The sequence below is a fragment of the Agromyces atrinae genome (assembly GCF_013407835.1).
Taxonomy (GTDB): domain Bacteria; phylum Actinomycetota; class Actinomycetes; order Actinomycetales; family Microbacteriaceae; genus Agromyces; species Agromyces atrinae.
This window is the reverse complement of record NZ_JACCBI010000001.1, coordinates 3,519,583-3,540,968: the sequence shown is the minus strand read 5'-3', so window position 1 is coordinate 3,540,968 and position 21,386 is coordinate 3,519,583. Positions and strand designations below refer to the sequence as shown.

General features: G+C 70.3%; 20 protein-coding genes. 11 read left to right on the top strand and 9 right to left on the bottom strand.

Annotation, left to right across the window (positions count from 1 at the left end; all coding sequences use genetic code 11):
• Positions 1-72 precede the first annotated feature (72 nt).
• Genes BJ972_RS16420 through BJ972_RS16400 form a run of 5 tightly spaced genes read left to right on the top strand, consistent with a single transcriptional unit; the run spans position 73 to position 4,044 of the window.
• Complete coding sequence (locus BJ972_RS16420; RefSeq protein ID WP_129175802.1) at positions 73-1,239, top strand: acyl-CoA dehydrogenase family protein; 1,167 nt, start codon at positions 73-75, stop codon at positions 1,237-1,239.
• Positions 1,240-1,277: 38 nt separating this feature from the next.
• Positions 1,278-1,454 carry a hypothetical protein gene (locus tag BJ972_RS16415; protein ID WP_164989958.1) on the top strand — a complete coding sequence of 59 codons (177 nt, stop codon included), beginning with the start codon at positions 1,278-1,280 and terminating at the stop codon, positions 1,452-1,454.
• 1 nt (position 1,455) lies between these two features.
• Positions 1,456-2,331 (top strand): alanyl-tRNA editing protein, encoded by an 876-nt coding sequence (locus BJ972_RS16410; protein WP_129175800.1) that lies wholly within the window; start codon positions 1,456-1,458, stop codon positions 2,329-2,331.
• A 9-nt stretch (positions 2,332-2,340) separates the two neighbouring features.
• Complete coding sequence (locus tag BJ972_RS16405; RefSeq protein WP_129175797.1) at positions 2,341-2,835, top strand: cation:proton antiporter regulatory subunit; 495 nt, start codon at positions 2,341-2,343, stop codon at positions 2,833-2,835.
• 15 nt (positions 2,836-2,850) lie between these two features.
• Complete coding sequence (locus BJ972_RS16400; protein ID WP_129175795.1) at positions 2,851-4,044, top strand: cation:proton antiporter; 1,194 nt, start codon at positions 2,851-2,853, stop codon at positions 4,042-4,044.
• Here BJ972_RS16400 and BJ972_RS16395 read toward each other — a convergent pair.
• Positions 4,030-5,097, bottom strand: a complete 1,068-nt coding sequence (locus BJ972_RS16395) for an LLM class flavin-dependent oxidoreductase (RefSeq protein WP_129175793.1) — start codon at positions 5,095-5,097, stop codon at positions 4,030-4,032. The two genes, BJ972_RS16400 and BJ972_RS16395, sit on opposite strands and share 15 nt — an antisense overlap.
• Before the next feature lie 110 nt (positions 5,098-5,207).
• Here BJ972_RS16395 and BJ972_RS16390 point away from each other — a divergent pair, with 110 nt between their 5' ends.
• Positions 5,208-5,864, top strand: coding sequence for an NADPH-dependent F420 reductase (locus BJ972_RS16390; protein WP_164989957.1), 657 nt, complete (start codon positions 5,208-5,210; stop codon positions 5,862-5,864).
• Here BJ972_RS16390 and BJ972_RS16385 read toward each other — a convergent pair.
• The 4 genes from BJ972_RS16385 to BJ972_RS16370 all read right to left on the bottom strand — a co-directional run bounded on the left by BJ972_RS16385 (position 5,861) and on the right by BJ972_RS16370 (position 9,395).
• Positions 5,861-7,078 (bottom strand): MFS transporter, encoded by a 1,218-nt coding sequence (locus tag BJ972_RS16385; protein WP_129175789.1) that lies wholly within the window; start codon positions 7,076-7,078, stop codon positions 5,861-5,863. The genes BJ972_RS16390 and BJ972_RS16385 overlap by 4 nt on opposite strands.
• Positions 7,075-7,689 carry an ArsR/SmtB family transcription factor gene (locus BJ972_RS16380; protein WP_129175786.1) on the bottom strand — a complete coding sequence of 205 codons (615 nt, stop codon included), beginning with the start codon at positions 7,687-7,689 and terminating at the stop codon, positions 7,075-7,077. The genes BJ972_RS16385 and BJ972_RS16380 overlap by 4 nt, the downstream gene beginning before the upstream one ends.
• A gap of 41 nt (positions 7,690-7,730) precedes the next feature.
• The gene (locus tag BJ972_RS16375; protein ID WP_129175784.1) at positions 7,731-8,180 is read right to left on the bottom strand and encodes a helix-turn-helix domain-containing protein; all 450 of its coding nucleotides are present in this window, start codon (positions 8,178-8,180) and stop codon (positions 7,731-7,733) included.
• 201 nt (positions 8,181-8,381) lie between these two features.
• Complete coding sequence (locus BJ972_RS16370; protein ID WP_129175782.1) at positions 8,382-9,395, bottom strand: NADP-dependent oxidoreductase; 1,014 nt, start codon at positions 9,393-9,395, stop codon at positions 8,382-8,384.
• 73 nt (positions 9,396-9,468) lie between these two features.
• On the opposite strand from BJ972_RS16370, the gene BJ972_RS16365 reads away from it, so the two are divergent.
• The 4 genes from BJ972_RS16365 to BJ972_RS16350 all read left to right on the top strand — a co-directional run bounded on the left by BJ972_RS16365 (position 9,469) and on the right by BJ972_RS16350 (position 15,118).
• Positions 9,469-10,059: a TetR/AcrR family transcriptional regulator gene (locus tag BJ972_RS16365; RefSeq protein WP_129175780.1), complete on the top strand. Its 591-nt coding sequence runs from the start codon at positions 9,469-9,471 to the stop codon at positions 10,057-10,059.
• Positions 10,060-10,091: 32 nt separating this feature from the next.
• The gene (locus BJ972_RS16360) at positions 10,092-10,556 is read left to right on the top strand and encodes a hypothetical protein (protein WP_129175778.1); all 465 of its coding nucleotides are present in this window, start codon (positions 10,092-10,094) and stop codon (positions 10,554-10,556) included.
• Positions 10,557-10,673: 117 nt separating this feature from the next.
• Positions 10,674-12,230: an RICIN domain-containing protein gene (locus BJ972_RS16355; protein ID WP_129175776.1), complete on the top strand. Its 1,557-nt coding sequence runs from the start codon at positions 10,674-10,676 to the stop codon at positions 12,228-12,230.
• Positions 12,231-12,283: 53 nt separating this feature from the next.
• Positions 12,284-15,118, top strand: a complete 2,835-nt coding sequence (locus tag BJ972_RS16350) for a LamG-like jellyroll fold domain-containing protein (protein WP_164989956.1) — start codon at positions 12,284-12,286, stop codon at positions 15,116-15,118.
• A 65-nt stretch (positions 15,119-15,183) separates the two neighbouring features.
• Here BJ972_RS16350 and BJ972_RS16345 read toward each other — a convergent pair whose 3' ends face one another.
• The 4 genes from BJ972_RS16345 to BJ972_RS16330 are packed head-to-tail and all read right to left on the bottom strand — an operon-like array spanning position 15,184 to position 19,032.
• Positions 15,184-16,902: a choice-of-anchor G family protein gene (locus BJ972_RS16345; protein ID WP_129175772.1), complete on the bottom strand. Its 1,719-nt coding sequence runs from the start codon at positions 16,900-16,902 to the stop codon at positions 15,184-15,186.
• A gap of 1 nt (position 16,903) precedes the next feature.
• Positions 16,904-17,686: a hypothetical protein gene (locus tag BJ972_RS16340; protein WP_129175770.1), complete on the bottom strand. Its 783-nt coding sequence runs from the start codon at positions 17,684-17,686 to the stop codon at positions 16,904-16,906.
• A gap of 46 nt (positions 17,687-17,732) precedes the next feature.
• On the bottom strand, positions 17,733-18,287 hold the full coding sequence (locus BJ972_RS16335) for a signal peptidase I (protein ID WP_164989955.1): 555 nt from the start codon (positions 18,285-18,287) through the stop codon (positions 17,733-17,735).
• Between the two features lie 34 nt (positions 18,288-18,321).
• Entirely contained in the window at positions 18,322-19,032 is a 711-nt protein-coding gene (locus tag BJ972_RS16330) for a SipW-dependent-type signal peptide-containing protein (RefSeq protein WP_129175766.1), read from the bottom strand.
• 319 nt (positions 19,033-19,351) lie between these two features.
• Here BJ972_RS16330 and BJ972_RS17005 point away from each other — a divergent pair, with 319 nt between their 5' ends.
• Positions 19,352-21,310 (top strand): helix-turn-helix domain-containing protein, encoded by a 1,959-nt coding sequence (locus BJ972_RS17005; RefSeq protein WP_206736528.1) that lies wholly within the window; start codon positions 19,352-19,354, stop codon positions 21,308-21,310.
• Positions 21,311-21,386 lie beyond the last annotated feature (76 nt).

Here is a 21,386-nt window from a genome sequence, read left to right as displayed (position 1 = left end):
GAGTGACATCCAAGAGTCACAAACGGGGCGGGGAGGGCGCGGCTGCGGACGGGCAGGTTTAGGCTGGCCCGCGTGACGGCCGAATCGCTCCTCTCTGCTGACCTCCTCGCTCGCATCCATTCGCGTGCCGCCGGGCACGATCGCGAGAACACTTTCTTCGACGACGACCTCGCCGAGCTCGCCGCGGCCGGGTACCTGAGACTCTTCGTTCCGGTCGCGCTCGGCGGCTCGGGCGCGACCCTCGAGACGGCCGTCGCCCTGCAGCGTCGGCTCGCGGCCGCGGCTCCCGCGACCGCGCTCGCGGTCAACATGCACCTCGTCTGGACCGCCGTCGCGGCTCGGCTGTCGGCCCACGGCGACGACTCCCTCGACTTCGTGCTGCGTGAGGCGGCCGACGGCGAGGTCTTCGGCTTCGGCATCAGTGAGGCCGGCAACGACCTCATGCTCTTCGGGTCGACGACGGCCGCCGTACCCGAATCCGACGGCGGCTACCGCTTCACGGGGAGGAAGATCTTCACCTCGATGTCGCCCGCGTGGACCCGCCTCGGCACGATGGGCCTCGACTCGACCTCGGCCGACGCTCCGAAGATCGTGTACGCCTTCCTCGATCGGGGCGACCCCGGAGTGAGCGCCCTCGACGACTGGGACACGCTCGGCATGCGCGCCAGCCAGAGTCGGACGACCGTGTTCGACGGCGCCCGTGCCTCGGCCGACCGCGTGGTGCGGAGGTTCGCCCCCGGACCCCACGCCGATCCGCTCGTCTTCGGTATCTTCGCGGCGTTCGAGATCCTGTTGTCGTCCGTCTACACGGGCATCGCCGACCGTGCCCTCGAACTCGCCGTCGAGGCTGCGCACCGCCGCACGTCGGCGAAGCTCGGCCGCCCCCTCGCCCACGATCCCGACGTCCGCCGCCGCATCGCCGCGGCCGCCATCGCCCTCGACGCCCTCGGCCCGCAGCTCACGGGGCTCGCGCGCGACGTCGACTCCGACGTCGATCACGGAGCATTCTGGTTCGCCCGGCTCTCGGCGCTCAAGGTGCGCGCGACCGAGACGGCGAAAGACGTCGTCGAGGCGTCGGTGCGCGTCGCGGGCGGATCGAGCTACTTCGCGGGCGACGAGCTCGGCCGTCTCTATCGCGACGTGCTCGCGGGTCTCTTCCAGCCGTCGAGCGACGACTCGGCCCACGGCACGATGGCGACCGCATGGCTCGGCCCGGTGCCCGACGGGGCGCCTGGCTAGACTGGAGCGATTGCCCGCCCGGTACCAGGAGGTCCCCCGTGAACGTCGTCGCGTTCCTTTTCTCGTTCGTTCTCTTCAGCTTCGGCATCTGGGTCATGTCGGTCGCCTTCCAGGTCGTCGGCTTCGAGGCTCCGGTCTTCTTCAGCGGCATCGTCGCCGTCTCGCTCTCCTTCGCGATCCCGTTCCACGTGCTCGGCAAGGCCGACGGCGCCTGACATGACGCTGCCGCGCACCGATACGCGCGTCACGTACGCGACCGGCGCGCTCGAGGAGCGGTCGACGGTCCTCCACGTCGAACCCGTCGGCGACCGCATCGCCGTGCTCACCGAGTCGACGAGCGTGCACCCGGTCGATGCCTCGTGGCCCGATCAGGGCGCGGATGTCGCGGAGATCGTCATCGGCGGACGCACCGCGACGATCGTCGACTGCGTCGTCGGCGCGACCGACGGGCGTTCCCTGTTCCTCGGCTCCGACATCCCTGCACGACCGGGCGACGACGGCTGGACCTTCGTCGTCGCGCACCTCGTCGATGCGGATTCGGGGCTGAACCCGGCCGAGGGCGACGAGGCCCTCCTCCGCGCCGACGCCGATACCCGGGGCACGCTCTCGATCGGGCACACCGCGTGCCACCTCGCTTCTCTCGCGCTCAACCGCGCCGTCGCCGACCGGTGGACGAAGGAGACCCGCCTCGATGCCCTCGGTTCGCCCGACTTCGACGCCGCGGCGATCTCCTCCTCGACGATCGAGCCGTTCGGCTCCGTCGACGTCTTCCGTCTCAACAAATCGCTCCGTCGCAAGGGGTTCACGACCGAGGGGCTCACGGGTGACCTGCCCGACCTCGCACGCGCGATCGATGCGCAGCTCTCGGAGTGGATCGACACCGCGGCGAGCGTCACGGTCGAGCGCGACGGCGAGCTGCTCACCGACCTCCGTCACTGGGTCTGCGACCTGCCCGGTGGTGCCGCTCGCATCGCGTGCGGAGGCACCCACGTCACGAGCCTCGCTGAGCTCGGACGCGTCACCGTCGACCTCGCGTCGACGACCGTCGACGGCACCGACATTCTCACGATGACGACGCGCGCCGTGCGCTAGCGTTGCCCCGTGGGCGCACGCATCGAGAAGGTCGATCTGCCGGGCATCGGAGTCCGGCACGACATCGTGACCGAGGGCGGTCGACGTGTCGGCGTGGTCTCGCACCGCGACGGTGAACGCGACCTCACGATCTTCGACGTCGACGATCCCGACGCGTCATCCGATTCGATCTCGATGAGCGATGACGAGGCCGCAGCCCTCGCCGACGTGCTCGGCGGTTCGGTCATGCTCTCGAGTCTCGCGAGCCTCGCGGAGGACATCGCGGGCATCTACGTCGAGAAGATCGAACTGCCGATCGACTCGCCGTTCGCGGGCCGCCCTCTGGGCGACTCGAAGACGCGCACCCGCACGCACGTCTCGATCGTCGCACTCTCTCGCGACGGAACCGTCATCCCCTCGCCGACGCCGTCCGACGTTCTCTACGCGGGCGACATCATCGTCGCGGTGGGCACGCGCGCGGGGCTCGACGCCGTGAGTCGCCTCTTCGCCACCGGACCGGACTGAGCCGAGGAGAGAGCCGTGCACGAGACGACGCTCATCCTCATCGAGATCGGCGCGCTCCTGTTCGGCATGAGCCTGCTCGGTCGTCTCGCGATCCGCATCGGCATCTCCCCCATCCCCCTCTACCTCGTCGCGGGCCTCGCCTTCGGCAACGGCGGCATCGTGCCGCTCGGCGCGAGCGAGGAGTTCTTCGAGATCGGCTCGGAGATCGGCGTCATCCTGCTGCTCGCCCTGCTCGGACTCGAGTACACGGCCGGCGAGCTGCTGACGAACCTCCGCCAGTCGAAGATCGCCGGGCTCATCGACGCGAGCCTCAACGCGGTTCCCGGTGCGCTCTTCGCGCTCGTGATGGGCTGGGGGCCTGCGGCGGCCGTCGCTCTCGCGGGCATCACCTGGGTGTCGTCGTCGGGCGTCGTCGCCAAGGTGATGCGCGATCTCGGTCGGCTCGGCAACCGTGAGACGCCAACTGTGCTCGCCGTGCTCGTCATCGAAGACCTCGCGATGGCGTTCTACCTGCCGATCCTCTCGGCCGTCGTCATCGGCGTGAGCCTCGTCCAGGGCGCCGTCGCCGTGGCCGTCGCGGTCGGCGTCGTCTCCGTCATCCTGTGGGTGGCTCTTCGCCACGGTCCCGTCATCTCGCGCGTCTTCACCCCCGACCACCCCGAGCCGCTGCTGCTCGGCGTACTCGGGCTGACGATGCTCGTCGCAGGGCTCGCCGCGCAGGTCAACGTCTCGGCCGCGGTCGGCGCGTTCCTCGTCGGTATCGCACTCTCGGGACGGGTAGCCGAGCACGCCGGGCGACTGCTCACCCCGCTCCGCGATCTCTTCGCCGCGGTCTTCTTCGTGTTCTTCGGGCTCACGACCGATCCGGCGGACCTGCTTCCCGTACTTCCCGCCGCGATCGTGCTCGCCGTCGTCACGATCGCGACCAAGGTCGGCACGGGATATCTCGCCGCACGCCGCGCGGGCATCGGCGTGCCCGGCCGCTGGCGCGCCGGGTTCGCCCTGACACCGCGCGGCGAGTTCTCGATCGTCATCGCCGGGCTCGCCGTGGGGGCGGGCGTCGCGCCGCAGCTCGCACCGCTCGCGACCGCCTACGTGCTCATCACCGTCATCGCGGGGCCCTTCCTCGCGCGCGTTCCCGACACGGCGTGGTTCCGCGGCTGGAGCCGCCAGCAGCGCTCGGCGGCGATGCGCTCAGCCCGCGGATGACACCGGGTCGGCCTCGGCGAGGGCCGCGAGCCGCTCTCGGACGAGAGGCGCGACGACGGTGCCGTACAGCTCGATCGTGCGCATCGACGCCTCGTGGGGCAGCGTTCCGCTCGAGTACTTGAGATCGAAGCGGCTCGCACCGATCTGCACGATCGAGTCGACGATCTTCGCTGCGACGGTCTCGGGCGATCCCGCGTAGAGTGCGCCGTCGGGGCCGGCCTCGTGCTCGAATTGCTCGCGCGACGTCGGGCCCCAGCCGCGCTCGCGTCCGATGCGGTTGTGCATGCCCTCGTAGTGCGGCCAGAGTTCTTCGAGCGCCTGCGCGTCGGTCTCGGCGATGAACCCGGGCGAGTGGATCGCGATGGGCTGGAGCGGCGTGCCGAACTGTGCGAGGGCCCGGCGGTACAGGTCGGCGAGTGGTGCGAAGCGACGGGCCGAGCCGCCGATGATCGCGAGCACGAGCGGCAGCCCGTACTTCGCGGCGCGCACGACCGATTCGGGGCTTCCGCCCACGCCGATCCAGGTCGTCAGATCGCCCGCGACCTCGGGGTACACGCGCTGGCCGTCGAGCGACGGGCGAAGCGTTCCGTTCCACGTCACCGGCTCTTGCTTGAGGAGCTCGGCGAAGAGGTCGAGCTTCTCGTCGAACAGCTGCTGGTACTGAGCGAGGTCGTAGCCGAAGAGCGGGAAGGACTCGATGAACGAGCCTCGCCCGAGGATGACCTCGGCGCGGCCGTTCGAGAGGGCGTCGAGTGTCGAGAAGCGCTGGAAGACGCGCACGGGGTCGTCGCTCGAGAGCACGGTGACGGCGCTGCCCAGGTGGATGCGCTCGGTGCGTGCCGCGATCGCCGCGAGCACGACCTCGGGTGCTGAGACGGCGAAGTCCTCGCGGTGGTGCTCGCCGACGCCGAAGAAGTCGAGACCGACGCGGTCGGCCAGTTCGCCCTCGGCGACGACGTTCCGAAGGACCTCGGCGTGCGAGAGAGTCGTGCCATCGGGTGCGACGGTCACGTCGCCGAAGGTGTCCAGTCCGAGTTCGATCGCTCCGGTCATCCGTTCGGCTCCCTTTTCATACGTTTGCATATTTGCACCAACCCGCCCTGGGTCGACCCTATTCCCCGCCCGCGCGGAATGATCGGCGACGCCCGAGCGTTGAGCACAGCGTGGAGTCAGAGAACGAACGGCCGCGAATCGGCATCTACGGCGCAGGCAAGGTGGGCACGGCACTCGCGCGACTCTTCGTCGCCGCCGGCCACCCCGTGCTGATCGCCGGCTCGCCCCGGCAGAGCGCCCTCGACCTGCTCGTCGGGGTCGTCGCGCCCGGCGCCCGCGTCGCCGACGCCCTCACCCTCGCGCGCGAGTCGGACATCATCATCGTCGCCGTGCCGTTCGGCAAGGCCGACAGTCTGCCGTGGGACGAGTTCGACGGTCGCATCGTCGTCGACGCGATGAACTACTGGCCGCCGATCGACGGCACGATCGACGAGGTCGAAGCCGACGGTCGCTCGACGAGCGAGATCATCGGCACCCGGAACACCGCGGCGCGGCTCGTGAAGTCGTTCAACCATCTCGGCTATCACGAGATGGAGGACGACGCCCTGCCGGCCGGTGCGCCGCTCCGCCGAGCACTCGCGGTGGCCGGAGACGACGACGAGGCGAAGGCCGCCGTCGCCCGCATCATCGAGGCGATCGGATTCGACGCCGTCGACATCGGTGCGCTGCGCGAGGGCGCCCACCTGCAGCCCGGCGGTCCGATCTTCGGCCGAGAGCTCGATCGCACCGAACTCGAGCGGCTCGCGCACGAGCGCGTCACCGCCTAGAGCTCCGGCCGCGGCGCGCGCCCCCGCACCCACGCACCGATCGAGGACACGAGGACGACGGCCGCCGTCACCGCGATCAACCAGCGGTAGTCGATGAGGCCGAGGAGCGCCGCACCGCCCAGGGTCGCGACGGTCTGGGGAAGGTTGAAGGCGAGATTCGACGCCGCACCGACCCTCCCCTGCAGACCGGGCGGCGTCAGCCGCTGACGTAGGGTCACGTACGCGACGATGAGCACCGGCACGCTCGCGCCGATGAACAGCATCGCCGCGATCACGAGTGGGATCGACGAGGTCAGGAGTGCCGCCGTGCCGAGGGCGAGCACGACGAGACCGAGCCCTACCGCGGCACGCTCCCCCACCCGCGAGATGACCACGGCCGAGATCGCACCGCCGACGACGGCACCACCGCCCTGGACGGCGACGAAGACGCCGAGCATCGCGGGAGCGACACCGAGCCCCTGCTCCATGATCGGGAACACCGCGACGTTCAGGAGACCGGTCGCGGCGAAGGCGATCGCGATCGTGACCGTCAGCCGACCGAGCGGGCTCGTCCGCGACAGGTGCGCGACGCCCGCGACGATCTCGCGTCGGTAGCCGCCCGATCGCGGAGCAGGGTCACTCTCGACGATGTCGAGTCGAGAGAGGAGCACGGCGGCGGCGAGGAAGGCGACCGCGGTGACGAGGATGACCGCGACGGGCCCCACGAGCACGTAGAGCGCGGTTCCGACGAGCGGCGCCCCGAGCCGGAAGGCCTGATCGATCGTCGAGAGGAGCCCGTTCCCCGCCGCGAGCTCGTCGTCGGGCAGGAGATCACGGATGACTCCGGACTGGGCAGCGGCCGTCAGATATCCCGCGCAGCCGTAGAGGAACAACACGGCGTAGACGAGCCACAGCAAGTCGACGGAATCGACCGCGAGGAGCGCGAGGACGACGGGGACCATCGCCGCGTTCGCGATGACCAGGAGCCGCTTCCGCGACACACGATCGGCCAGCTGGCCGAGGAACGGCGCGCTCACGGCGGCGAGACCGAAGGCGGCGAAGACGAGTGCTGCCGCGACATCCGAATCGCTCAGCTCCTTCACCCACACGGCGACCATGAGGAAGAGCACACTGTCGGCGAGGTTCGTGAACATCCACGCCCCGGTGAGCTGGCGATACCCGCGTCGACGCCAGGCTGCCAGAGTGCGACGACGCGCGCCGGTCGTCGCGGTCATGAGCGCGGGGCGTCGTCCGCCACCGGTCGTTCGCCCTCGGCGGGCACCGAGCCGAGTTCGGCGGGGAGCACCGACCCGAGCAGATGGGCCCGGCGCGCACCCGGCGGGCGCAGCTCGGGGTTCTCGGCCCGACCCGCGAAGCGCGCCGCGAGCGACTGGATCTCGCGGCTCAGTTCGGCGAGCTCGTCGACCGTCGCCCAGAACTCGGCGCGCGTGAGCGTCGTCGCCTGGACCCACTCGTCGGTCTCGAGATCGGCGTGCGCGTAGAACGAGCGCAGGCGTTCGGACTCGCGATCGACGTTCAGGATGGCGAGCTCCTGCACGGCGCGGAACGAGCCGGGCAGTTCGGGGTCGGGCCGGAGGTCGACCTCGCCGACGACGGCGCGCCACGGCTTCTCGCGGCCGCGCCGCTCGGCCCGCTCGATGTAGCCGTACTTCTCGAGGGTGCGCAGATGGAACGAGCAGTTCGCGACCGATTCACCCACGTGCGCCGCGCACTCGGTCGCCGTCGCCTCGCGTCCGCCGCCGAGGAAGTCGAGGAGTTCGAGACGGATCGGGTGCGCGAGGGCACGGATTCGTTCGGGGTCAGTGATGCGCTCGCGGGAGGCCATGCCTCGACACTAGATTATTAACGGTCGTTGCGCAACACTCGTTAAGAATGAACGGCGTCCGCGTCACGCCACCGTGTGACCGTCGGACGCGAGACGCCCGCGAGTTCGGAGACGCGCGCGATCGACTCTCCGAAGGCGAGCATCCCGGAGACGTGGCGGCGCACCTCCTCGCGACTGCGGTCGAGGCGATCGGCCTGGTCGGCGTACTGGCGACGAGCCTGGGCGAGACGCGAGTTGCGCGTGATGAGGATGCCGTAGCCCGACTGCACCGCGTCGATCGTGGGGTCGAACAGCTGCGTCTCCGTGAGCGCATCGACGACGCGCTGAGCGACGATCCGAGCGTCGGGCTCCGAGTAACCACCGAGGTACTCGCCGCGCTCGCCGTCGTGCTCGCGGATCGAGACGCGCCAGAGTGAGACGTTGTGCGCGTTGACGCGCGTCACGCCATCGACGAGCAGGGAGTGAAGGCTCGCCGGAAGGTAGTCGGTCATGGTTTTCCCGTCGGATGAGCTGCATCGGGCGCGCCCATTCTGCCAAAGTCGTTGCGGCGCGCAAGTAAAACGGCATGGTCCTGCGCCGACCAGGGCACGCGACTGCGGCAGATGCGACCCATGGGCTGCTACGCCGTGACGCGCCGTCGTCGCACGGGCGCGCACCTCAGGCGGGCGCGCACGCACGACGACGGCGAGGGATCACACGGCGGTACGGACGACCATCTTCCCCGTGTTCTCGCCGCGCATGAGGCCGAGGAAGGCGTCGACGGAGTTGTCGATCCCGTCGACGACGGTCTCGTCGAACACGATCGAACCGGCCGCGAACCACTCGGCCATGTCGTGCTGGAAGGCCGGGAAGTGCTCGAGATAGTTGCCGACCGTGAATCCCCTGAGAGTGAGCCCGCGCGTCACGATGTTGGACATGTTGTCGGGACCGGCCGGCGTCTCGTCGGAGTTGTAGTTCGCGATCGCACCGCAGAGCGCCGCGCGCCCGCCGTCGGAGAACGCGTCGAGCGCAGCTTCGAGGTGATCGCCGCCGACGTTGTCGAAGTAGACGTCGATGCCGTCGGGCGCAGCCGCGGCGAGGAGCTCGCGCACGGGGCCCGATCGGTAGTTGAACGCCGCGTCGTAGCCGTACTTCTCGGTGAGCAGGGCGACCTTCTCATCGGTGCCCGCCGATCCGATCACACGGCTCGCCCCGCGCAGTCGCGCGATCTGACCCGCGGCCGTGCCGACGGCGCCCGCTGCGCCCGAGATGAAGACGGTGTCGCCCTCGGCGAGGTGCGCGATCTCGAGGAGGCCGACGTAGGCCGTGAGCCCGGTCATGCCGAGGATTCCGAGGTACGCCGAGAGGGGCACGCCCGGCAGTTCGGGAACGACGCGGAAGCCGGAGGCGTCGCCCTGAGCGACATCCCGCCAGCCGAGCTGGTGCGAGACGACGGCGCCGACGGGCACGTCGGTCGACTCCGACTCGGTCACGCGGCCGATCGCCCCGCCCGTCATCGTCGCGTCGAGGGCGTAGGGAGGCGTGTAGCTGCGCACGTCGTTCATGCGCCCCCTCATGTACGGATCGACCGAGATGAACTCGTTGACGACACGCACCTCGCCGGGCGCGAGCGGCTCGAGCTCGACGACGACGCGACGGAAGTCGTCATGCGTGGGCCAGCCGACGGGGCGGGAAGCGAGTTGGATCTGCGTGCTGAGCGTCGTCACGAGAGGACCTTTCTTTGTGTACCGATTGATCCAATATATAGTGGATCGAGCGATACACAAATGGAGGTAGACGATGGGCCGCACCGCTACGTTCGAGACGGGCGCCGTCGTGCGCGCGGCGCGCGACCTCTTCTGGGAGAACGGCTTCGACGCGGCATCCCTCCCCGACCTCGAACGCGCGACGGGGCTCGCCCGGTCGAGCATCTACCACGCCTTCGGCAGCAAGCGCGGCCTCTTCGACGCCGCCGTGCAGGACTACCTCGACGACGTCGTGCGGCCGAGCATCGCGGGCCTCGTCGCCGAGGGAGCGCCCGCCGACGCCATCGTCGACTACCTCGCCCACCTCGATCGGGTGCTCGCGCGGCTCACTCCGACGGCGAAGAGAAGCGGATGTCTGCTGCTCGCGTCGACGACGGGTTCGATCGCCCGCGATGAGACCGTTCGCGCCGTCGTCGATGCGTATCGCGCCGAGCTCCGAGGAGCGCTTCGCGCGGGACTCGCCGCGCGCTACCCCGACCTCGACGCCGATCTGCTCGACCGCCGGGCGGTGACGCTCGTCTCCCTCGTCATCGCCGCGCACACGCTGGCGCGCGTCAACCCGACGGAGGCTCGGGCGACCGTCGCTGCCGCGACCGACACGCTCGACGCGTGGGACGGGGTCTAGCCAGCGCGCATCGCGTGGGTGAGGATCGAATGATGAAGATTCACTCGATCGTCATCGCCCTCATCGCCGTCGGCACCCTCGCCGCGTGCACCGACGCCTCCGACCCGACGCCGGAACCGACGGCCACCCCGTCACCCTCGGCGACCGCGGCACCCTACGCCGTGCCCGAGATCGGTGCCGGTGAGATCGCCCGCGTGACGTTCGACGAGGCCGCTGCGCCCGAATCCGGCGAGATCATCATCTCCGGGGCCATCGCCGACGACGGCGCCGTGCGCGTCGACGGCGATTGCGACGGCAGCGAGGTCGGGTTCCGGGTCATCACCGCGGCCGTCGACGGGGCGGGCGAGACACTCCTCGAAGGCAGCATCCCGTGCGGCGTCGCCGAACCCGATCCGTTCTCGTACACGGTCGACTACAGCGGCCCCGCTCAGATCATGCTCACCGACACCGATGGCTCGACCAAGGGGTGGGTGCGACTCTCCGCCGAAGCGAACTGACACGTTTCATTAACCTCTGCTTCACCCCACGGTCCCTCTCGATCGACCGCGCTGACTACGTTCTTCGTCGGCCCCCGCGCCCCCGCGCCCGGCCCCACGAAAGGACATGTCTCTCGGATGAGATCGACCCCACGCAGAACCCTGCGCACCCTGACCGCCCTGACCGGAGCCGTCGTGCTCGCCCTCTCGCTCTCGCCCGCGACGACCCCCGCGACGGCGGTGACGGAGTCGACCGTCGTCGGATCTCCCGAGCAGTTCCTCATCGAGAACGTGCACGCCGCCCGCAAGGTGCTCGAGATCGGCAACGAGAACGCGCAGAAGACGGGCCCGGGCGGCGCATGGACCGCTGCCGCCGCCATCTTCACGCGCGCGGCCCAGCCCGCCGACATCCGTGCGCAGGCCGTCACCGCCTACCCCGTGCTCGGCCGCGACCGCACGTTCGTCTTCACGAACGATGAGGGCGAGGTGCTCGCGCGCAACGCCAACGACAGCGAGCACTACCGCTACCTGACGCTCGCCGACGTGTCGATCGACGACGCGGCGGTCGACCCCTACGCGCAATGGACCGTCGTGGATGCCGGCGGCGGGGCGGTCTACCTGCAGAACGTGCAGCGCGACCGCAACGGCCGCACGGCGGCCCTCGACATGTACAACTGGGCCACCGCCGACGGCGCCGAGATCCAGACGTACGACGCGGGCACCGCCGCCGTGCAGAAGTGGTACCTGCGCTCGCTCACCCCCGAGGTCGCCGCCTTCTCCGGTCGCACCGACCGCGGTGTCGCGCCCGAGCTGCCCGCCTCGCGCACGGCTCGGTACAGCTGGGGCCCGAGCGTCGAGCTGAAGCCCCTCACGTGGGACGCCCCCGACGCCTCGGTGTGGGACGTCGACGGCACGGTCACGATCACCGGAACCGGCACGGGCTTCTTCGGCGAAGACGTCACGGTCACGGCGGAGTACCTCGTCGGGTCGGTCGGCGATGCCGTCGACGCGGCCATGACCACGAACGTCGGCACGACGGTCAAGCAGCTCCGCATGCACGCGCCGACACGCGTCGAGCGCACCGTCTCGGGCTCCGAGACGACCGTCACCGCGCCCGTCTCGTGGGACTGGTCGGGCATCACCGACGAATCCCTGCAGCAGGAGGGAACCCTCACGATCGACGCGGCGGCCGGCACCGGCTTCGCCGCACGCCTCGTCGTCACGGTCGTCGCGACCGAGACGACGAACATCGTGCGCGGCGCGGGTGTGCACTTCGGTAAGAAGTTCGGCGAGGGCTCGGGGCTCAGCGACGGCAACCGCGACGCCGTCGGGTTCTCCGACTGGAGGAGCGGCGGCGCGACCAACCGGGTGAACCCGAACACCGTCATGTTCTACTTCGACGAGCCGCGCCAGGTGACGGGAGCCTCGCTCTTCGACCGCGGCGGCGACTCGAAGCGGAACATCGGCCAGGTGACGATCCAGTACCGGGACCTCCGCGGCGGATGGGTCGACCTGCCGGTCGCCGACCTGACATGGCCGTACACGAACCCCACGGCAGAACTCGCCCTCGAGGTGCAGAGCTCCCCCGTGCTCGCGACGGGCATGCGCGCCGTCGTCTCGAACAAGTCGAACGACACGTGGATGTCGCTCTCCGAGTTCGAGGTCTACGGACCCGCCTCCGCGAACGCCCGCTGACGATGTCGGCCGCACACAGTCATCCGCCCCTCGCCCCAGCCCAAGGAAGAACCATGCCCCACACCACCTCCCGGCGACTGACGCGCGCGATCGCCGCGTCGATCAGCGTCGCCGTCGCCCTCGGGCTCGCCGTCACCGGCACCGCCGCGGCGAGCGCCGAGCCCGCCGATGCGCCGAGCGACGAGTCGCGCTCGAGCTTCATCCTGCCCGTCCTGCCGGACACGCAGTTCTACTCGCGCTACAGCGCCTCGCAGTTCTACCCGAAGTACGGCACGAACCCCTACGAAGTGCAGACGAAGTGGATCGTCGACAACAAGGACGAGCTCAAGGTTCCGTTCGTCGTGCACGTCGGCGACGTCGTCGACCAGCAGTGGGTCATCAGCGAGTGGGACGCCGCCGAGAAGGCGATGAAGAACCTCACCGACGGCGGGGTGACCTACTCGATCGTTCCCGGCAACCACGACGTCGCGAACCAGGGCGCTCGCTCGTTCGCCGACAACGCGGGCAACTACCGCTCGCGCTTCGGCGCCGCGGCCCTCACGAAGCAGGCCGAGTCGACGGGCGGCACGCTGCTCGGCACCTTCCAGGACGGACTCTCGTCGGCCTACCTGTTCGAGGCCGAGGGCCACGAGTGGATGTCGCTCGCCCTCGCCTGGAACGCATCGGACGACACGTTCGCGTGGGCGCAGGGCATCCTCGACGCCCACCCGGACACCCCCGTCGTGCTCTCGTCGCACGCCATCATCAACATCGCGGAGGACCAGGCGTCGCCGGCTCCGTGGTGGTGGGGCGACCTCCTGTGGGACCAGCTCATCCGCGGCAACGACCAGATCATCCTGACGCTCAACGGTCACTTCCACGGCGCGACGCAGCAGACGCGCCTGAACGACTTCGGCAACCCGGTGCACCAGATCCTCACCGACTACCAGATGGCCGCGGACGGCGGCAACGGCATCATGACGCTCTTCGAGTTCGACCTGACCGATCAGAAGATCGACGTCGAGACGGTCTCGCCGTGGGTCGGAGTCAAGGCCGAGGACGCACGCTCGTCGTCGGACGCGCCGTACTACACGGGAGCGAACCAATCGTTCTCGATCGCCTTCGACTTCGCGGGACGCTTCGGCTGGGACCTCGACCCGTCGAACGGCTCCAACGGCGACCTCTCCGAGCGCGCCAAGGAGATCGTCTCCGAGGGCTGGGACGGCGGTGCGGGCGGCGGAGAACTCGTCGCGGCCGGCGCATCGAACGACTACGTGCAGGTCGACGGCACGATCGCGCACTGGCGCTTCGGCTCGGTCGAGCCCGGCGTCGTCGATGAGAACACCGTCATCCCCGACATCGCCGGCGAGAGCCCGATGTACCGCAACGCGATCGAGAACACCGACTCCCCCGAAGAGCTCGAGGACGTCACGGTGACGCGCGAGAACGCCGCGGGCTACTCGGCCGACCAGGCATCCATCTGCTTCACCGACGTGTCGCGACTGCCCGACGGCCCCGACCGCCTCTCGTACATCACGACGGAGTACGGCGCCCCGGCGACGTTCGCCGACCTCAACTCGACCGACGGCTACACGATCGAGACCTTCCTCCAGCTCGACGAGAACTGGACCGAGAGCGCCAACCGCTGGGGTGCGGCCCTCACGCGCGGCGGCTCGCGCGCGTGGACCGGCATCAACGACAGCTCGGATGCCGGTGCGGGCGTCGCCTGGCTCGGAATCTCGAACCTGCGCGAGTACCAGTACTCGGCGGCCGACTCCGACACGGCGAACTCGTACACGCTGTGGTCGGGCGAGATCATGCAGGGTGCATGGCACCACGTCGCGATCGTCAACGACCCGCGTGCGGACACGGCGATCATGTACGTCGACGGCGTGCCCGTGCTGCGGAACGCCTCGGGCGTCGGCGGCATGATGGCGGCCGACTTCATGCCGTGGATCATCGGAACGTCGACGTGGGACACCGAGGCCGAGCACGGCTGGCACGGCTGCGTCGGCGAGACGCGCGTCGTCGACCACGCCCTGTCGACGGACCAGTTCCTCTACAACCGCGTCGACATCGATGCGCAGGGACCGAACTTCGGCCTCTCGACCGATCTCACGGTCGTGCACGCCCTCGACGCCGAGGTCTCGTCCTTCGCGGGCACCGGCTACCCGGGCGCCGCGGTGCGCATCGAGCACGACGGCGAGGTGCGCGGTTCTGCCGAGGTCGCCGCCGACGGTTCGTGGACGATCGAGACGGCCGAGCCCTTCGCGGGTTCGGGTTCGTACGCGGTGTCGTTCGTGCAGTCGATCGGTGAGCGCGATGGACGCGCGTTCGCCGCGAGCGTCGTCATCGGCGAGTCGTCGGAGTGGGCACCCCACCCCGACGACCTCACTCCGGAACTCGAGAACGTGATCGAGGTGACGCCGAACCCCTTCACGGCGGGCGACTCGATCACGATCTCGCTGCCGGCGGGGCGTGACGGCGAGACGACGTACGCCTTCGCCTTCTCGACACCTCTCGCACTCGGTACCGCGACGGTCTCGGCGGAGAACACCGCGACCTTCTCGACGCCGAAGGACATGGCTCTCGGTGAGCACCGCGTGGCGCTCTACACGGCCGACGGCACGGTGATCGGTTGGGACGCCGTCACCGTCGAGCAGGCACCGACGGAGCCCGGGCAGCCCGGTGAGCCGGGTCAGCCCGGTCAACCTGGGGAGCCGGGCCAGCCGGGCCAGCCGGGCCAGCCCGGTGAACCCGGCACGGGCGAGCCGGGAACCGACGGCCCCACGGCCGGCAGCCCGGGCGGACTCGCCCTCACGGGTATCTCCATCGTCGGCGCGCTCCTGCTCGCCGCAGGCGCACTCGTCGCCGGGTTCTTCTTCGTGAGGACCCGACGCGCGCGCTGACGTTCGCGCACCCCGACGGGGCGTGCGGCACCGGCCACGAGCCGGGCCGCACGCCCCGTCGTCGTTCACGGTGGTGAGATCGGGCCGACCGTCGACGTCGCGAAGGTCAGGCTCGCGACATCGCCCGGGATGACGGGCGCGAGCCCGATCCGGAGGGCCGATACGGTGAAGCCGGGCGTCGCATCGCCCACGGCCGGGGTACTGCTCTGCACATTGGCGAGCAGGCTGAGAACCTCGGGCAACGCCCCGACCACGAGCGAGAGCGCCGACACGATCGGTGCCGTCGCCGCCGCGAGCGTCGAGCCGAGCGACGTGACCGCTGCTATCGCCGTCGTCGTCACTATGTTCGCGACGGGAACGACGAGACCCGTGGCGAGACCGCCGAGCGTCGACAGGAGTGTGTTGACGTTGATACCGAGCGGCGCGAGCAATCCGTTCAGCACACTCACGAGGCCGAGCACCTCCGTGCCGATCGTGAACGTCGCCGTCTGATCGAGGAGGCCCGAGAGCGGCGCCACGAGATCGATGTCGAGACGAACGAGCTGCACCGCCCCCGTGAGGAGGCTCACGGTCGTGCGCAGGTCGACGGTGACGACGGCGGTGCGTATCTCCTCGGTCAGTGCCGAGATGATGTTCGTCGTCCACGTGTCGAGGAGCGCACCGATGCGAGCCACGAGCGCATTGACGACGGCGTCGTTGAGCACGAGCTCGGTGTTGGGAGGCAGCGTATTGAGCGATGTCGACGTGTAACCGAGCAGCGCGTCGAGGTCGACGGCGATGCGCCCCCCGGAGAGGTCGATGCTCACGACGCCGTCAGTGAGCGGCGTCGCGAGGAGGGTCGACACCGAACCGGCGAGGTCGAGCCCCGAGAGACTGACGGTTCCCGTCATCGACCCCACACCGAGACCGGAGACGAGGCTCGCGAGCACCGACGAGCGGATGGTGCTCGAGATGAGACCGTTCGTGCCGAGCAGCGAATTGACCGCGGTCTGAATCGTCGGCAAGCCCGAGTTCACGCTCGTCACGAGTCCACCGAGCAGGGGGCTGTCGATCTCGAGCCCGAGCCCGGCGATGCCGTAGCTGCGCACGACCCCCGACACCGACCCGTCGCCCCACAGGGCCGAGCGGAGCGCCGCGCAGCCGTCGAGCGTCGCGCTCGAGGCCACCGCGCCCACGCGGAGGCGCGCGTCGGTGATTCCCGCTGCGCTCGGCAGGAAGGTGCTGAGTGCGACCGTCGCCGGCTGCGGCAGCTGCGTCTGCGGTGTCGTCGGCGTCACACCGATTCCGCCCGAGTTCGAGACGAGTCCCGATGCGGCCGCTGCGGTGCCGGTCGTCGCGACCTGCGTGTACTGGTTGACGGCACCGGCCGATCCGAGCGGCAGGCCGACGGTGAGCCCCGTGAGGTCGAGACCGACGATGCCACTGAGCGCCGACACCGTGAGCGGGTTCGTGAAAGTCGCCGCGGGAGGCGCCGAACCCTGGTTGATCGACGTCGGCGGATCGACGGCCACGGCTCCCGCGGGCGAGACCGCGAGGTCGACCCCGCGGAGCGCTAGGAGCGAGTCGAGGTCTTGCCCGAGGAGCTCTCCCGAGAGGAATCGCCCCGTCGAACTCGATGCGTACCCCTCGTCGACACCGCAGCGGAACGACGACGTCTCGACCGCGCCGTGAGCCCATTCCTCGTCGGGCCACGAGGCCGTCGTCGTCGCGACCGTGCCCGGTACGAGCACGAGGGCGGCGACGGCCGCCGAGAGGATGCCGGTGAGCGAGCGGGTTCGCGACATGTCACGTACCTTCTGAGTCGTGCGACACCGCGGTGTCGCGCTCGAGCGATCGCCTCCGCCGGGTGAGCGCGAGAGCGAGGCCGAGGATTCCGGCGGTCAGGGCGACAAGCGCGAGCAGACCGGTGAACGCGGCATCCGTGCCCGTGCCGGGAAGCGTCGGTCGCGGCGGGATCGGGGTGATGGGCGCGCCGTCGACCGCGGTCGCCGTCAGCCCGATGCCGAGGGTGCCGCGGAGGCCCATGAGGGTGTCGTCCGCGCGGGCCGCCGCGGAGTCCTCGACGGCGAGGGTGACGAGCAGATGCTCGGGCGAGCCCGCGACGAGGGGGCGTAACTCGAACGACGGGCTCGACGACGAGATGTCGTCCGCCGGCGTGAAGACCGCGATGCGGGCGAGGCCGTTCGAGCACTGCGGTGCCGCAGCATCGCCCGTCGACCACGGCTCCGAGCATCGGTCGATCGTCATCGTGACACCGCGCGGATGACGGGCGACGGGTCCGCCCTGCCGCGCTTCGAGGGTGAGCGTCGCACTCTCGGCGTCGTCGAGTCGAGCGTCGATGCGCCAGAACGCCGGGTCACCCGGGCTGAGGTCGGTGAAGACCGCGGGGTACGGGTCGGAGCTCAGCACGAGCGTGCCCGGAAGCCCCGTCTCCGGCACGTCGATGAATGCAGCCTGCGCCGACTCGGAGAGGAAGAGCGCTCCGAGGGTGAGCGAGGCGAATGAGGCGACCGCGATGAGCGCGGTGACGGTGCGCGACGGCGGTGTCGCGCGGGGCGAGTGACGCATGATCCTCCCTGGAATGCGGTCGGGGGATGTCGCGGTCGCTGTTCGGTCAGTGGCGCCGGCGCGACTCGCGGCGGGGCCAGAGACCCCACGCGACGACGAGAGCGGCACCGAGGGTGATCGCGGTCATGGCGAGCGGGCTGCGGAGCGCGAGAGCGATCGCCCCGGCGCCGGGCAGGGTCGCGACGACGCGGCCCGTCTCGGAGACGACGTAGCGGTCGCGATCAGGATTGACGTTGTCGTCACCGCGCAGCGTGAGTGCGCGTTCGTCGCTCGACGCCGCCGGGTCAATGGCGACGATCCGGTGCGTGACCTGCGTTCCGGTGTCGGGTCGGGTGACGGTCACGACGTCGCCCACGGCGAGCTCGCTCGCCGCGACGGTCTGCACGATCGCCGCGGTGCCGGTCGGCATCGTCGGCGCCATCGACCCCGTGACGAACACGACGATCGACAGCGACAACGCGGCCGAGACCGCGAACCACACCACTGCGATGATGCCGAGAGAGCCGACGATCGTGACGATCACATCGCGCACGTCGACGCGTCCGCGTCGGGGCGATTCGGTCACGGGCACGACCTCGTGCTCGATCGTCGGCGCGCTCACGGTCATCCTCGCAGTGGGGGCGGAACCCGGTCGGTTACGCGGTCTCGCCGTCGAAGACCCACGCGGGCGCGAAGGTGCGGCCCATGTAGTCGTCGAGCGTCGAGCCCGGTGCCGGTGTGAAGCCGGCGGGCAGCGTCACCTCGAAGCAGTAGTACTGGGTGCTCCCCGCGAGGGCGAGGAGGCTCTGCTCGGCCGCGCCGCCCGTCGTCGCGAGCGGTCCGTCGGCGATGACGCCCGGGGCTCCCGGAGCACCGGAGAACGCGGTGAGGTCGCAATCGAAGAGCGCGTCGTCGGTCGCGACCCGCACCTCGAGTGCGTCGTAGAGCAGGTCGCCCGGGTCGTCCTGCGCGATACCGGCGGCCGGAACGGCGGACTGCAGGAGCACGTCGCCGGCGAGCGACGAGTCGGAGGTCTGCAGGGCGACGGCGGCGTAGACCGAGACGCCCGGCGACAGCGCGAGCGCGTCGACGCCGAAGGTGATCTCGCCACCGGGGTTCGCGTCCTCGTTGACCCAGTCGGCCGGGTCGTCGAAGGGCGCGACCGTGTTCTGCAGGATCTCGAACGTCGACGTTCCGATGCCGGGACCGCCGGTACCGTCGCCGCCGAACACCCACTCGGTGTCGGTCCAGGCGGCGAGCGTCGCCGTCACGCCGAGGCCGAGAACCGCTCCTCCGGCGGCGATGGCGAAGACCCGTCGTCGGGTCGTGGAGTCTCGACGCGGCCCCGTCGAACGATGTGATGTCATGTCGGCTTCCCCTTATTTCTCGTGTCCGCCACTCGCCGTGCTGCGAGGCCGGCGATCCTCGACCGGGATCTGAGAAGCACGCTAGGGCGGTGAGTGGACGGGCACACGGGTGCAGGCGGCACTTCGGTGTTAGCCCCGTACTACCGAGACGGGCGGGTAGACGCCTCGGTAGTGCGCGAGACGGATCTCGGTAGTCGACCCCCGCTCGGGGGTCGCGAGACAGGGTGGCCCCCTCGGTAACCTGGGCGGGCGACGACGCATCAGTGAACCCGAACCTCGACGCAGCGACGCATGCAGAGCACTGACCGGGGGGTTCACGATGCCTGACGTACGACCATGGTTCACGACCGACGACGAAGCCGCGCTGGCTTCGGTCACGGCGACGCTCGGCGAGTCCGTCGATCTCGTCAGCCGAACGTCGCTCGTCGCCCGAGCAGCGGGATCGCCGCGACTCCTCGAGCGACTGAGCGCGGAGGCTGCGTCGAACATCCGCGCGCACCGCGACCCGCTGGACGCGCTGCACGGCGGCGCCGCGGGCTCGACCGTCCAGGAGGCGGCACGGGAACTCGTCGAGGACTACTCCGACGACGAACGGCGCGCACTCGCGCTGCTCGGCCGACTCGACGGAGCTGCGCATGCGACGGCACTGCGGGCGCTCGACGCACGCACGGTCGACGAGCTCATCCGTCGTGCCGCCGTACACGACGGCGTGCCGCCGTCACGGGTCCTCCACGCGAACCGGCTGCTGTCGATCGAGGCGGAGAACACGGATGGCACGGAGCACGTCGACTCGGCGCTCGACGACCTCATCCGCCGCGAACTCTCCGCCTTCGGCGATCGCTCGAACCCCGCGATCCTCCGTACTCTCGCGACGGAGTGGTACGCGGATCGGCCGACCGGGCCCACCGCCGACGAGGTCGACGACCGCACGCGCAGCCGAGCGCTCGCCCTCGCCGCGGCCCGGGCGAACGCCGTCGGTGACGCCGACCTCGCTCTCGCGTTCGTGCGGAGCGACCCGTCTCACTCCTCGTGCCTCGACCTCGCCGTCGAGGAGTCGCGCGCACACGCCCGGGCCGGTCGGTTCGACGAGGCCCACGCCGTCGTCGAGGCACGCGACCCCCGCGAGGGCACGACCCGGTCGCGCCTGCGCCTCGTGCAGTGGTGGGGTGCGCTCGTCGTCTGGCACCCTCAGCGTCATCCGCTCGACGCCCTCGAACGCTGGATCGCCCGGGTCGGCAGCGGCCAGGCCACCCTGCGCGCCGAACTCGATGCGCACCGCGCCGATGCCGCGTGTCTCGACCTCGACTGGGCGGGCGCGACCCGCGCGGCCCATCGCACGTTCGACGAGCCGGAAGCGTCGCCTGCTTCGCGAATCCGTGCGAGTCTCTCCGCCGCAGCCGCGGCCGCGGCCGAGGGCCGTTCGTCGGAAGCCGACCGGCTCCTCAGCTACGCCGAACAGGCGACGCGCGATCCCGTCAGCGGCCGGCCGCTGTCGGTCTCGATGGAGCTCAGCATCATCGGGCACCGAGCGTTCATCGGTCATCTCGCCGGTCGGCCGCCGTCGTCGCGTCTCGAACAGCGACTGCAGGTCGCGGTGCGACGTACCGCCGAACGCGACGAACCGAACGTGCGTGCCCTCGCCGGCATCGTCTGCGGGATCGTGCTCGGCATCGCACGCGGCGATGACGCCGTGAGCGAGCGCGAGCTCTCGGCGGCGATCGACCGGGTGTCGCGCATCGAACTGGCCGTCATGCGACCTCTCGTCTCGAGTCTGCGTGCGGGTGCGCTCTCGCGCCTCGGCTCGCCGCACGCCGCACGCGCCGTGCTCGACGAGTCGCACATCGAACCGCTCGGGAAGCACCGGCTGTACCGCTTCGCGCGACACGTCGCCGATTACGACGTCGCCGTCGCCCAGAACGACGTCGTGTCCGCGGGGTCGAGCCTCTCGGCCGCGGCGCGCGAGCACGAGGATCGCAACCGACCGCGCGACGGTGGAGGCACGGCCCGCGCGCGGGCGCTGGATCGCTGGGCGGGGCGCGTGGCGGCCGACGCCGCGGGGCGGCACGCGACCTCGTCGCCCTTTCCGAAGGATGACGTCGCCGACCTCACCGATCGCGAGCGCGAGATCGCTGTGCTCGTCGGCCGTCGTCTCAGCAACAAGGAGATCGCGGCGCGCCTGTACATCTCGGTGCGCACGGTCGAGTCGCACGTCTACACGGCCCGCGGCAAGCTCGGTGCGGAGTCCCGCCGCGAGCTCGGCTCGATCGTCGGCCTCTGACGCCGGGGAGCACCGGGCGTTCACCCGCCGCTTGCCTCTCGTTCGCCGTGCGCTCGTAGCGTGACGCGCGGTCGTC

What these genes read in the sequence shown, in the direction of transcription:
- BJ972_RS16350 (WP_164989956.1), top strand. Translation starts at nt 12,284, where the DNA reads ATGCCCCACACCACCTCCCGGCGACTGACGCGCGCGATCGCCGCGTCG.
- BJ972_RS16355 (WP_129175776.1), top strand. Translation starts at nt 10,674, where the DNA reads ATGAGATCGACCCCACGCAGAACCCTGCGCACCCTGACCGCCCTGACC.
- BJ972_RS16410 (WP_129175800.1), top strand. Translation starts at nt 1,456, where the DNA reads ATGACGCTGCCGCGCACCGATACGCGCGTCACGTACGCGACCGGCGCG.
- BJ972_RS16385 (WP_129175789.1), bottom strand. Translation starts at nt 7,078, where the DNA reads ATGACCGCGACGACCGGCGCGCGTCGTCGCACTCTGGCAGCCTGGCGT.
- BJ972_RS16330 (WP_129175766.1), bottom strand. Translation starts at nt 19,032, where the DNA reads ATGACATCACATCGTTCGACGGGGCCGCGTCGAGACTCCACGACCCGA.
- BJ972_RS16380 (WP_129175786.1), bottom strand. Translation starts at nt 7,689, where the DNA reads ATGGCCTCCCGCGAGCGCATCACTGACCCCGAACGAATCCGTGCCCTC.
- BJ972_RS16365 (WP_129175780.1), top strand. Translation starts at nt 9,469, where the DNA reads ATGGGCCGCACCGCTACGTTCGAGACGGGCGCCGTCGTGCGCGCGGCG.
- BJ972_RS16340 (WP_129175770.1), bottom strand. Translation starts at nt 17,686, where the DNA reads ATGCGTCACTCGCCCCGCGCGACACCGCCGTCGCGCACCGTCACCGCG.
- BJ972_RS16360 (WP_129175778.1), top strand. Translation starts at nt 10,092, where the DNA reads ATGAAGATTCACTCGATCGTCATCGCCCTCATCGCCGTCGGCACCCTC.
- BJ972_RS17005 (WP_206736528.1), top strand. Translation starts at nt 19,352, where the DNA reads ATGCCTGACGTACGACCATGGTTCACGACCGACGACGAAGCCGCGCTG.
- BJ972_RS16375 (WP_129175784.1), bottom strand. Translation starts at nt 8,180, where the DNA reads ATGACCGACTACCTTCCGGCGAGCCTTCACTCCCTGCTCGTCGATGGC.
- BJ972_RS16345 (WP_129175772.1), bottom strand. Translation starts at nt 16,902, where the DNA reads ATGTCGCGAACCCGCTCGCTCACCGGCATCCTCTCGGCGGCCGTCGCC.
- BJ972_RS16395 (WP_129175793.1), bottom strand. Translation starts at nt 5,097, where the DNA reads ATGACCGGAGCGATCGAACTCGGACTGGACACCTTCGGCGACGTGACC.